The 12,425-nt window shown below is 50.6% G+C and carries 11 protein-coding genes; 1 reads left to right on the top strand and 10 read right to left on the bottom strand.

What is annotated here, in order from left to right; genetic code table 11:
• Window positions 1-61: 61 nt before the first annotated feature.
• The 10 genes from B4923_RS17030 to B4923_RS16985 form a co-directional block, all read right to left on the bottom strand.
• Window positions 62-1,435 carry an APC family permease gene (locus B4923_RS17030; protein ID WP_109055558.1) on the bottom strand — a complete coding sequence of 458 codons (1,374 nt, stop codon included), beginning with the start codon at window positions 1,433-1,435 and terminating at the stop codon, window positions 62-64.
• 286 nt (window positions 1,436-1,721) lie between these two features.
• Window positions 1,722-2,477, bottom strand: coding sequence for a flagellar brake protein (locus tag B4923_RS17025; RefSeq protein ID WP_109055557.1), 756 nt, complete (start codon window positions 2,475-2,477; stop codon window positions 1,722-1,724).
• 130 nt (window positions 2,478-2,607) lie between these two features.
• Window positions 2,608-3,507, bottom strand: coding sequence for a triphosphoribosyl-dephospho-CoA synthase CitG (gene citG, locus B4923_RS17020; RefSeq protein WP_109055556.1), 900 nt, complete (start codon window positions 3,505-3,507; stop codon window positions 2,608-2,610).
• Window positions 3,485-4,012, bottom strand: a complete 528-nt coding sequence (gene citX / locus B4923_RS17015) for a citrate lyase holo-[acyl-carrier protein] synthase (RefSeq protein WP_109055555.1) — start codon at window positions 4,010-4,012, stop codon at window positions 3,485-3,487. Before citX ends, citG begins: the two co-directional genes overlap by 23 nt.
• A 15-nt stretch (window positions 4,013-4,027) precedes the next feature.
• Window positions 4,028-5,557, bottom strand: coding sequence for a citrate lyase subunit alpha (citF, locus tag B4923_RS17010; RefSeq protein ID WP_109055554.1), 1,530 nt, complete (start codon window positions 5,555-5,557; stop codon window positions 4,028-4,030).
• A gap of 53 nt (window positions 5,558-5,610) precedes the next feature.
• Window positions 5,611-6,486 (bottom strand): citrate (pro-3S)-lyase subunit beta, encoded by an 876-nt coding sequence (citE, locus tag B4923_RS17005; protein ID WP_109055553.1) that lies wholly within the window; start codon window positions 6,484-6,486, stop codon window positions 5,611-5,613.
• Window positions 6,486-6,776: a citrate lyase acyl carrier protein gene (citD, locus tag B4923_RS17000; RefSeq protein ID WP_109055552.1), complete on the bottom strand. Its 291-nt coding sequence runs from the start codon at window positions 6,774-6,776 to the stop codon at window positions 6,486-6,488. The genes citE and citD overlap by 1 nt, the downstream gene beginning before the upstream one ends.
• Before the next feature lie 21 nt (window positions 6,777-6,797).
• A complete protein-coding gene (gene citC, locus B4923_RS16995) occupies window positions 6,798-7,841 on the bottom strand; it encodes a [citrate (pro-3S)-lyase] ligase (RefSeq protein ID WP_109055551.1) in 1,044 nt (347 codons plus the stop codon).
• Between the two features lie 78 nt (window positions 7,842-7,919).
• Window positions 7,920-8,804 (bottom strand): fumarylacetoacetate hydrolase family protein, encoded by an 885-nt coding sequence (locus B4923_RS16990; protein ID WP_109055550.1) that lies wholly within the window; start codon window positions 8,802-8,804, stop codon window positions 7,920-7,922.
• Window positions 8,805-8,867: 63 nt separating this feature from the next.
• Window positions 8,868-10,238 carry a 2-hydroxycarboxylate transporter family protein gene (locus B4923_RS16985; protein ID WP_109055549.1) on the bottom strand — a complete coding sequence of 457 codons (1,371 nt, stop codon included), beginning with the start codon at window positions 10,236-10,238 and terminating at the stop codon, window positions 8,868-8,870.
• Between the two features lie 419 nt (window positions 10,239-10,657).
• On the opposite strand from B4923_RS16985, the gene B4923_RS16980 reads away from it, so the two are divergent.
• Entirely contained in the window at window positions 10,658-12,274 is a 1,617-nt protein-coding gene (locus B4923_RS16980) for an ATP-binding protein (protein WP_109055548.1), read from the top strand.
• Window positions 12,275-12,425 lie beyond the last annotated feature (151 nt).

Raw genomic sequence — 12,425 nt, 5'->3', positions numbered from 1 at the left:
ATAAAAAAGCGGAGAACGATTTCTCCGCTTGCTATTTAAACATCAGTGGCCATATTTGAATTTAAACCAGTTCTTCCGTGCTCTGCGGTACTGGCTGGCTGAAAGCCCGCGTCACAAAAACCAGATAGGTCAGACCTACCGTTGCCCAAATCAGCCCAAGCGTCATTGAGCTTTCTTCCAGATTCACCCACAGTGCGCCGACGGTTAACGCGCCTAACACCGGCAACACAAGATAGTTAAACGTATCCTTCAGCGTACAATTACGACGTTCACGAATATAGAACTGGGAAATAACCGACAGATTGACGAAGGTAAACGCGACCAGGGCGCCAAAGTTAATCAGTGCAGTCGCGGTGACCAGATCGAAAGAGACCGCCGACAGCGCAATCGCCCCGACCAGCAAGACATTCAGGGAAGGCGTCCGCCATTTCGGATGGACATAGCCGAAAAAACGTTCAGGAAACACGCCATCACGCCCCATGACATACATCAGGCGCGACACGCCGGCATGCGCGGCCATACCCGACGCCAGTACGGTCACACAGGAAAAGACCAGAATAATCGACTGGAAGAACTTCCCGGCGACATACAGCATGATTTCCGGTTGAGACGCATCAGGATCTTTAAAGCGTGAAATATCCGGAAAGTACAGCTGCAAGAAATAGGAAACCGCAATAAAAATCACGCCGCCGATCAACGCGGTCAGGAAAATCGCTTTCGGGATAACGTTGCCGGCATCCTGCGTTTCTTCAGACAATGAACTGATGCCATCGAAGCCCAGGAAAGAAAAACAGAGTATCGTGGCGCCGGTGATCATTGGCACAACATGAGCGTTCTCCGACCAGAAAGGCTGCGTGCTGACAAGCGTTCCCGCCCCTTCTCCCTGATAAACACCGTGAACGACCAATCCCAGAAATACCACCATAATAGCAACCTGAACAACGACAATAATCGAGTTGAGATTGGCGACCACATTAATGCCACGCAGGTTGAACAGCGTCATCAGGCCAACCAGGGCCGCGACAAAAATCCATGAAGGTACGCCAGGGAAAATCGCTTCAAGATAGATTTTTGCCAGCAGGATGTTAATCATCGGCATGAACAGATAGTCCAGCAGCGATGACCAGCCGACCATGAACCCGACGTACGGGCTAATGGCTTTCTGCGCATAGGTATAAGCAGAACCGGCTGACGGGAAACGACGAACGAGCTTGCCATAGCTTAACGCCGTGAACAGAATCCCGGTTAACGCAAAGGCATAAGCCGTCGCAACGTGCCCATCGGTCAGACCGGAAACGATACCAAACGTATCAAAAATGGTCATTGGCTGCATATAGGCCAACCCCATCATGACAACAGGCCATAACGTGAGCGTTCTTCTTAATTGGACACGTTTTGTGGACACGGCGTTGGCATCACCTACAGATTGCCCCATTTTTCCCTTCCTCACTGTGGCTCACTGGCACACACAAACAGATTTATCTATCCGGATTGTTGTCCGGCCTCTTTAATTTGAAGACATAAGTGCAAAAAAATAACCGACGCGATAAAGCGTCGGTTATTTTGCAAGGCGCGTATTCTGCATCAGACATTCCCGGATGACAAGATGCTGAGAGAACTGGATACAATTTTCTTATATTAGGAACGATAATACATTGTTTTATTAAAAAATCATTTCGCTGCTAAGAGTCAAAATCATAAAGGTTGTAGCTAATAAAGCATCACATATCCTGAAACTTTCTCTTTTTCTCATTTTGTAATCTTTCAAGCTCAAAAATAACCTGCTGCAAATCGCGTTCCTGCGCGGCGGACAAGGCCAGAAATTTAAAGCTCAGACGCTGGGTAAGTTTGATTTCGCCTTTATTATCGACAACTTTCACCGCTGACTGGCCGACAAACTGTAAATCAACGCTGAAGAAGCCATATTCATCGAGGTCCATTTCAACCCCTTCGATAATATCGCCACCCTTCAACAACCCCGCTATATCACGATCGGTGTGCAAACTGAGTCCGCCAAGAGACAGATCCCTGATGGTGAATTGAAAATCGCTTTCATCCGGTAATTCCCCGCGGCATATTAATGGCGGCCATGATGGGGTATTGATGCGGAAATAAGTTCTGCGTTGGATCAGATAAAGTTGCTCAGGAATGGGAGCGGTAAACGCCGGTAACCCCTGAAAATCAACGGTACGGGCTATTTCCGCCTTAAACTCGACTTTCGCGCCCGCGGGTTCGGCAATAAACGACAACACACCGGCATACAGCGCCCGGCTGTTTTCATGCTCCACGCCTCCCAGATCAAAAATGAAGATATCATTATTAGGCATGACATCGAGAATTTTACTGATGAACTGGCCACGAGAATGATGAACCATCACGGTCGTGTCATTTTTCTTCAATTCACGCAGCGTCGCACAAATAGCCAGTTTATTTCGTTTAACAAACTGCTCTTTCAAATTTTCATCCACCGCTTTCATCCCCACCATAGAGTCAATGGTTTAATTGATGCATATATCTAATGAATCACATGATACAAATCGGTTCAAACGGTATCGACATATACGCATACAACTTTAGGGAAATTAGTCAGAAAAATATTTACGCGTTTCAATCCTCAGGGTAGTGAGATAAAAGCCAGGTGAGCGCCAGTAAATCCGCACTGCCGCCGGGGCTGAGATTTCTGGCGATTAATGCGTCATCCATTGTGACCAGCGCCTGTCGGTCGACGGGCGCAGTAAGCAGTTTTTTAGCATAGTGTTGTACAAAGTCCAGTCCTTGGATACCGCCCCGCGACACCACGTTCGTATCCGGGTTGTGCGCCATCAGCACCAGTAGCGTGTGCAATAGCGCCGTTTCTTCATCAGCCCCCGCCGCGATAGCCCGCGTCAACGCCGGTAATGAAAACTGACGAACGGTATTGAAGCCGCTGGCCGCCTCTCCTCTTGCTCCGGTTAATCCATAACGGCGATACAGGTGTTCGCCGGCCGTTGCCGCTCGGCCCCCGCGTTCCAGCTCGCTGTGGACCAGGTCGCGGCACATTTCCGATACGCTCAGACATAGCCCCTGCTGCGTCACGCGCCGTCCCCTGCCGGCCAGCCATCCGGCCGCCGAGCAAAGCAGTCCAAAAGCAAAGATCCCGCCTTTATGTGTATTGACGCCTTTTGTCGCCGCAAACATCGCCTGTTCACAGGCCATCCCGATGGGTCTGACCTGTGGAAGCAATTGTTGCAGGGGTAAACAGGCATAGTGACAGCCAGCCTCGGTAAAACGGCGAAACCAGGGAGATATCGCGCGAATGCTGCGCTGAAACAGCGCGAGATCCATATCGCGATGAGCCCCGTTGTTCGCCCGATCCACCAGCCCTGGTTTAGGCGTCAGCGTCACTTCCATCGTCAGTGCCCGCGTTACCCAACGATCAATATCAGGCAAGACAGCGGACAGCGGCGCCTCTTCCGGGTACGCCGGGAAGACCGATGCCAATAATTCAGGCTGGATTGAAATAGGCATTAAGCATTCCCTCAATGTGCTGAACCAGCTCCGGCAAGGGATGGCGTCGTGAACGGCTGCATGCGTGAGCCGCCTGTTCGCACAACAGGCAGCGGCGTCCGCCATGCGCCAACATTGAACGGCCGATCGCGCCTTCCTGCGGGCAGAAGACATCGACATCCCATAACCGGCCTAACGGGTGCCGATCTTCCAGCGCTATCGTGGCCGCTTTCACCGTCAGCGCATCTTTATTGATCACCCAAAAGCCTTCAGCGCCGGTCGCCAGCCAGTGAATCTGTTGTTCCAGCACTGACCAACCGCGCGACTGGCAGAGTGCATTCAACGCATTTATCGCTTCGGTCATGGCACGACGATACCGTTCGCTGTCTTTTATCGGTCCCGGCGTGACCAGCGTCAGAGACACCAGCGTCGCGTCATACTGCGTCAATAACGCCTGCTGCCGCGCTGCGCGGCGTTCCTTCGCCGCGAGCAAGTTTTCCAGAGAAACGAATACAGAATCTGTCATTGTCCGATCCTTGATTCACTCGTCTGTTTCTTTCACTTGACGAACCACATCGATCACGCTGCCATCACGATAGCGGATCACGCCGACAATGCGGTCATGAAACTCGATCGCCCGGGGTTCGCCGACCAATTCAATGGCGCGTTGATACAACTCCTCGATCGACATCACCTTCAAGCCCGCCTTTTGCAGGCGTTCAGCCACTTCCGGGCGTTTCGGGTTCACGGCAATACCATGATCGGTAACCAGAACATCGATACTTTCCCCCGGCGTCACACGGGTGGTGACCTGACGAACCACGGTCGGGATACGACTACGGATCAGCGGCGCCACAACAATCGTCAGATTCGCGGCGGTGGCGACATCGCAATGGCCGCCCGACGCTCCGCGCATCACGCCGTCCGAGCCGGTAATGACGTTAACGTTAAAGTCGGTATCAATCTCCAGTGCGCTGAGGATAACCACATCCAGCTGATCGCAGCAGGCGGCTTTTGATGTCGGATTGGCATAGACATTGGTCGAAACTTCAACATGATTTGGATTTTTGGCCAGTGAAGCCGCGGCGTTGGCGTCAAAACACTGGGTATCGATCAGTTTCCCGATGAGTCCTTTTTCATGCAAATCAACGATACTGCCGGTAATACCGCCCAGCGCAAAGCTGGCCACGATATTCTGCTGGCGCATCTTGTCTTCCAGAAAACGGGTACAGGCCGTGGACGCGGCGCCAGACCCCGTCTGAATGGAAAAGCCGGATTTGAAATAGCCGGAATGCTCGATGACGTCGGCCGCGGAACGGGCGATCAGCAGTTCACGCGGATTGCTGGTCACGCGCGCCGCTCCCACGCTGATCCTGGCCGGGTCGCCCACTTCATCGACCTGAACAATATAGTCCACCTGATCCTGTACGATACTCGCCGGCATGTTCGGGAACGGCACCAGGCTTTCTGTTAGCAGCACCACTTTGCGTGCATACCGGGCGTCCACCATGGCATATCCCAGTGAACCGCAGCTTGATTTTCCCACCGTACCGTTGGCATTGCCGAATTCATCGCTGCACGGCACGCCGAGAAATGCCACATCCACATTCAGCTCACCGCTTTGCAGCAGATGCACCCGCCCGCCGTGCGAGTGGATCTGAACCGGCTCTTTCATCAAACCGTGGGAAATGGCATCGGCCAGCTTGCCACGCATACCGGACGTATAAATACGGGTGATCACGCCGGCTCGAATATGTTCAATCAGCGGCGCATTGCAACTCATCAGAGAGCTGGAAGCCAGCGTCAAATCTTTGAATCCCATCTGCGCCAGCGTGTCCACCACCAGATTAATCACTTTGTCGCCTTCGCGGAAATGATGGTGGAAAGAGATAGTCATGCCATCTTTCAGGCCACTTTTACCAATGGCATCGATCAGATCGGCACAGAGTTTGCGTTCATGTTTCTGCGTCACATCGTTCAGCCAGGGAGTCTGGTGGTTTGCATTCACAAAAGGTTGCAGATGGTGAGTTTGCGGATATTGCTGTTGCAGCGCTTCAATAAAGTTACTCATTGTCTAATCCTGTGATTCCTGAGGTCTGTCGTTGCCGGGTCGTCGGGCAACGATCATTTACGAACGCCGGAAGCCTGAGCGCGTTCCAATACCACTCTGGCGTGATTGATGATCGGGCCATCGATCATTTTTCCATTCAGGGAAATCACGCCCAGCCCGGCACGCTCTCCCTCTTCCGCGGCGTTGATCACCAGATGGGAATAATCCACTTCATCCTGCGTCGGCGCATAAGCGTTATGTAACAATTCAATCTGACGCGGATTAATCAGGGATTTGCCGTTGAACCCCAGTTTGCGAATCAACTCGACTTCCCGCAGAAAGCCCGCATCATCGTTCACGTTGGAATAGACGACGTCGAACGCGTCAATACCCGCCGCGCGCGCGGCGTGCAACACGGCACAACGGGCGTAGAACAATTCTGTGCCATCGCCTCGTTCGGTCTGCATATCCATGACATAGTCGAATGCCGCCAGCGCAATCCCGATCATGCGTTCTGACGAGCGGGCAATGGAGACGGCGTTAATCACCCCCACCGCCGATTCAATCGCCGCCATGATGCGGGTCGAGCCCACTTCCCGCCCGCACGCTTTCTCAATACGAACCAGATGATGTTCCAGTTCATCCACGTCATCGGTCGAATCGGTTTTCGGCAAGCGGATAACATCCGCACCACCGCGCACGGCAGCTTCCAGATCCAGCAGGCCGAACGGCGTACTCAGTTGGTTAATACGCACCACGGTTTCAATATCGCGGTACATTGGATGCTGTAACGCATGGAAAACCAGCAGACGGGCGGTGTCTTTTTCGCGCAGGGAAACCGCATCCTCCAGATCGAACATGATGGAATCGGGTTTATAAATGAAGGCATTCGACAACATGGCAGCATTCGCTCCCGGCAGGAATAACATACTGCGGCGCAACTTTTTCATTATAATTTCTCCCATTCCACCTGCTGAACATCTGCGGCGCGTAATACCGCGCTTTGCACCCTGGCTCGAATAACGCAATCCAGCGCGCCTTTATCGTCAACAATGATCGTACCTTCCGTGACGTGCAGACCTTTCAATGTTTCATTCACTACTTGCCTTATTTGATGGCCGAATTGTTTTATCACTTCACTATTGACTACCACGGTGAGCTTCCCTTCAGCCGGTGCGACCTTGACCAGCAAATCGCTGGATTCAAAGGTCCCGGCCAGAGACGCCTTAATAATCTTCATAGAGTTTCCTGATTAATTTAATTAAGCGTATTCAGGTTCGTAATAGTGCTGTAAATGCGCCAACGTTGAGGGCGGCACAATTTCCTGAATACGGCTGTACTGCCGAAGCGTTAATAACTTTCTGACCTCTGAGGCGGAAATCGCCAGTCCGGAAAGTTCTCGTTTGCGATCAATTTCAATCACGTTCAACGCTGGCGCCTCTATGGTCAGATCTTTTTCCAGCCAGTAATGCATATCCTGATTATATTGATGCGTTACCGGACAAAATGGCTCTGTACCAACAAAGCGCTGCGTAATACCTAACGCCGGTGCGATATATTTTCTGAAAATAATTAAATCCAGCGCCGCATGCGCGCGCGTAATTAATTTTTCCTCTTTCAGAAAATAACCCGGGAAAGTGGCCTTTGAGATCATATATGCCGATCCGGCATGCACCGTCAGATTGGGGATATGCTCAACGCCCTGCCGCACCATTTCCAGACGTTCGCTGAAAGGGAAAAAAGACACATCTTCCCGTACCACGAAAACGTGCAGCCAGTCACATGACTGCGCCGCATGCTCAGCCAGATACCGATGTCCAAGCGTGAACGGATTGGCATTCATCACAATGGCTCCGATGTTTTCCCCAGGTCGGGAAAACGTCGCCAGAGACTGGCAATACTGTTTAATACCAATCGGGGTGTTTTCCATCAGCACCGCCGTATCTTGATATTGCGCCAGCGGATAAAAACCGCATCCGCGAAAAATGGCGATATTTCCCGGTTTGGTATAGAGGAAAAGATGAAAATGGCCGCGCAGTGCCGCCTGCTGAACCACTTCATTAACCACCTGAACGCCCAGATTCAGATCCCGGTATTCCGGGGCAACCGCGACACATTTAATGGTGTTTGACGCCATGCCGGCGCAGGCCACCCGCTTGCCGCCTAACCGGCCGACGACAAACGTCTCGATATCGTTATCCATGCCGAGTTGGCACTGCGCCAGAAACTGGCGAATTCCCGCCATTTCCTGGGGCTGCATGCGCACATCCAGCGTGTCAAAAAAGATGGAATCATTGGCATACATAACGGTTAATCCTGCATCTGACGGTTATTCAATATAAAAACATTCGCAAACCTCCGGGTTATCCCGGAGGTTTATCGCTTAGTGCGCCGCCGCAACAGTTGCGCCTTCAGCCGGCTTCATCGTCTGGCCGGCATCCACCACGACATTGCGTAAATGACCGATGTTTTCAATCTCAACTTCAATGCAGTCACCCGCTTTCATGAAAAGAGGCGGGTTGCGTTTTTTGCCTACCCCTCCCGGCGAACCGGTAATGATGACGTCACCAGCGCTCAGCGCGGTGAAGGTACTGATGTACTCAATCAGTTCGGCCACCTTATGGATCATGCTGCCGGTATTGTCATCCTGTACCATCCGGCCATTCAGATAAGTGCGAATCGCCAGCGCATGCGGATCGGGAATTTCATCCGCCGTTGTCAGATAAGGGCCAAACGCGCCGGTTTTCTGCCAGTTTTTACCGGCGGTAAACCAGCTGTGCTGCCAGTCACGCGCGGAACCGTCCATATAGCAGCTGTAACCGGCAACGTGAGAAAGCGCCGCATCGCGGGAAATATTTTGTCCGTCCTTGCCGATAATGACCGCCAGCTCCCCTTCATAATCAAACTCATTGGAGTAATGCGGTTTAATAACGGGCGTAGCATGCCCGGTTTGTGAATCAGCAAAACGGACAAATAATGTCGGCGCGGGATTCACTTCATCAAACTCTTTGCGTTTTGCCGCATAATTCATACCGACGCACAATATTTTTCCCGGTTCGACAATCACCGGTAAAAATGTCACATCCGATACCAGTACATCCGGCGTGGCATGAATAAACGCTTGTGCGACATGTAATGCATCCTGCATGAGCAGCGATTTTAAATCAGCGTACTGGCGCCCTATTTTACTGCCGAGATCGATTAAGCCGGTCGGTGTATAAATACCGTAGCTGTTCTTACCGTTATAACGGTAGCTTGCAAGTTTCATAATATTTCCCGTTGAAAATAAACCCACGATAAACCGCAGCGTTATTTCTTTTCGATAGTGTGCTCAGACTAAAAAATTAGCCAATATCAGCAGTGCAACCGATACGTTAATCGCCCCGCCGATACGCGTTGCAATTTGTGCGAACGGCATCAGAACCATACGGTTACCCGCCGTCAGGATCGCTACATCCCCCGTACCGCCCTGTCCGCTCTGGCAACAGGAAATAATGGCGACATCAATAGGATGCATCCCTATTTTCCTGCCAACAAAGAATCCCGTCGTTACCAGCGCAGTCACCGTGGAAACAATCACCAGCAGGTTTTGCAGCGTGAATGCATTCACCAGTTCCTGCCACGGCGTAATGGCAACCCCTACGGCAAACAGAATCGGATAAGTGACTGATGTCTGGAAGAATTTATAGACGACCTGCGAACCTTCGAGCATTTTCGGCGACACCCCGTGAAACAGTTTCACCAGCACGGCGACAAACAACATCCCTACCGGTGCGGGCAGACCTATCATTTTGTGTCCCAGCATGCCAATCATATAGAGCAGAATGGCCAGCAGGACGCCAGACGCGATGGTCGTCACATCGGCTTTGCCGCTGAAACCCGCTACAGGCGTACCGCTGTCGCTTTTGCCCAGGTCATTGCCTTTATTCGGCATCAGTTCACCTTCGCCCGTCAGATGCGGATAACGCTTGCCAAGTTGGTTCAACATACCGGCAATAATAATCGCGGTCAGGCTGCCCAGCATGACGATAGGAAGGATTCTCCCCAACGCAACACCTTGTTCCATATGCAGAATAGTGGCATAGCCGATCGATAACGGGATCGCGCCCTCGCCGACGCCACCAGCCATAATGGGCAGAATCAGGAAGAAGAAGATTTGGAACGGGTCCATACCTAATGCGATACCAACCGCCATACCAATCAACATACCGGCGACTTCACCACATAACATCGGGAAGAAAATGCGCAGAAAGCCCTGAATCAGCGTTTGCCGATTCATGCTCATAATGCTGCCGACAATAATGCAGCAAATATAGAGGTAGAGAATATTGGTGCTTTTATAGAACTTGACCGTGGAATCAACCACGACATCCGGCAGCAGACCGTAATACACCATTGCTGATGGGATAAAGGTTGCGCAAATTGCCGCCGCGCCCATTTTGCCGATAATCGGCAGACGCTTACCAAACTCACCGCAGGCAAAACCGAAGAACGCCAGTGTGGCGACCATCACCACAATATCACTCGGCAGCTTGCCATTCAGACAGTCAATGCCGATTAATGCACCGGCCAGTAAAAAGAGTGGGACAGGTATAATACCTACCTTATAGGTATCAAGAATGTGCCACCATTTTTCCTTTAATGAAACCTTACCCGTCGTTTCATTATTTACCACAATATATGAATCATCAGTTGTACTCATAACCCAATCCCCTTTGTATTTTGTTTGCGCATCATAGGGAGTCGATCATTATTATTATGTGATTATCTTCAAATTAAAAAATGAGTTTTAAAGGCACTTATGGTTTTTATGGCTTATATTAATAAAGGCATTACAAAACAAACAATTATGGATTTTTTATGAAAAATATAAATTTTATGGTTTATATGGGTTTTATGGTTTTTATTTCCTAAAAACAATTATGTTGGCAAAAAGTAATTAAGTTGTTTATTAAAAAAGAATTTACGTTTAATTTTTTATAACGTAAAGCGACTGAAACAGCTAATAACAAAATTTAAACGTGGAATCGCTCACAAGTTTCTTTTTCCTTCTGCCTGGCTATTCTCATTCATGTTAAATTACCGGCTATTTTCAGCTAACCGGACGGGCTGGCTTTTATCATGCCATTGAAAATTTCTTTTCATATCAAATTATTTATCTATTTGATTGTTTTTTTCTCTATATTGCTGATATTGGCCGGCGTCTATTACTACCATGATATTGATAAACAACTTTATTCCGAAATGGGCGCCCGTGCGCAGGTTCAGGCCCGGGAAATTGCCGTCATTCCTTCGCTGGTCGAATCGGTGAAAAACCAGGATATCGATCAGATTGATACCCTTGTTCGTCAGCTAAAGCAACGCAGCGATGCCAGCTATATCGTCATTGGCGATAGCCGGGGCCGACATCTTTTTCATTCGGAAGATAGCCGGCAGATAGGCACCGCCATGGTCGGCGGGGATAACCCCGAGGTCCTGGCCGGGAAAAGTATTATCTCCGTTCGTCGCGGCGGAATTGGCATTTCTCTGCGCAGTAAAGCCCCGATTATGGATGGTGACAAGGTCATCGGCATTGTGTCGGTCGGCTATCTGAAAACGCACATCGACAACCTCACCTTCGCCAAACTGGCGCGCATTTTACTGGTCATCCTTGCCATGTTTGTTGCGCTGTTTATTTTTTCATGGTGGTTCTCCCGTAACCTGAAAAAGCAGATGTTCGGTCTGGAACCTCATGAAATCCGCCTGCTGGTTCGACAACAGAAAGCCTTGCTGGAATCTATTTATGAAGGCGTGATTGCCATTGATAAGCAGCATCGGATTGCGGCAATCAATCATGCCGCCAAAGAAATCCTGACCCTTACCGAACCCTCTAACCAGCTGCGGGGTCGGCCGATTGAGGAGGTTATCAAGCCCGTTCCCTTTTTCTCCAGCGAGGAGATGTGGGTAAACGATACGCACGACGAAATTTGCCGTTTTAATCATGCCACGGTGATCGCCAGTCGCGTGCGCATCATGCTGGAGGACGAACTGCAAGGTTGGGTTATCAGCTTCCGGGGGAAAAATGATATTCACACCCTCAGCATGCAGCTCAGTCAGGTAAAGCGTTATGCCAACAGCCTGCGGATTTTACGCCATGAACAGTTGAACTGGACCGCCACACTCGCCGGGCTGTTGCATTTGAAACGCTATGATGAAGCGGTTCGTTACATCGAAGCACAGTCGGAAAGCGCTCAGGTGATACTGGACTTCGTTTCCCGGCATTTCTGTTCACCGGCATTGTGTGGATTGCTGCTGGGTAAATACGCGGCGGCCAGAGAAAAAGGCATTGAAATGATCTTCGATCCCCGCTGTCAGCTGACTCACATTCCTGCGGCGCTGAGTGAAACCGAACTGATGTCCATCATCGGAAATCTGCTGGACAACGCCGTGGAAGCCACGCTTGCGAATCAAACACCGCACTACCCGATAGAAATTTATATTCACGACGGCGAGCAGGAATTGGTCATAGAAATCGCCGATCAGGGAACCGGAATCGATCCGGCTATCGCCGACAACGTATTCGAGCTGGGCGTTACCAGCAAAACGCAGGGCGATCACGGATTGGGGCTGCATCTGGTCGCCAGCTATGTCAATCAGGCGCAGGGGGTTATTGAAGTCTCGGCCAATCAGCCGCAGGGCAGCGTATTTTCCATTTTTATACCTAAAAAATCTTCCGCCTATACCCAATATATACTCTAAATAATTCGAGTTGCAGGAAGGCGGCAAGAGAAGGACAAATTCGTCGGGAACGAATTTGAACAGCCAACGGCTGGCCTTCAGTGAGAGACAGGATGTCTCTCATTAATCCCGATGAGCTTACTCAGGTAAGTGATTCGGGTGACTGAACGCA

Origin of the sequence: Brenneria roseae subsp. americana (genome assembly GCF_003115815.1) — a bacterium.
GTDB classification, from domain to species: domain Bacteria; phylum Pseudomonadota; class Gammaproteobacteria; order Enterobacterales; family Enterobacteriaceae; genus Brenneria; species Brenneria roseae.
The sequence above is the reverse complement of the archived record's forward strand: the minus strand, read 5'-3'. Positions and strand labels throughout refer to the sequence as shown.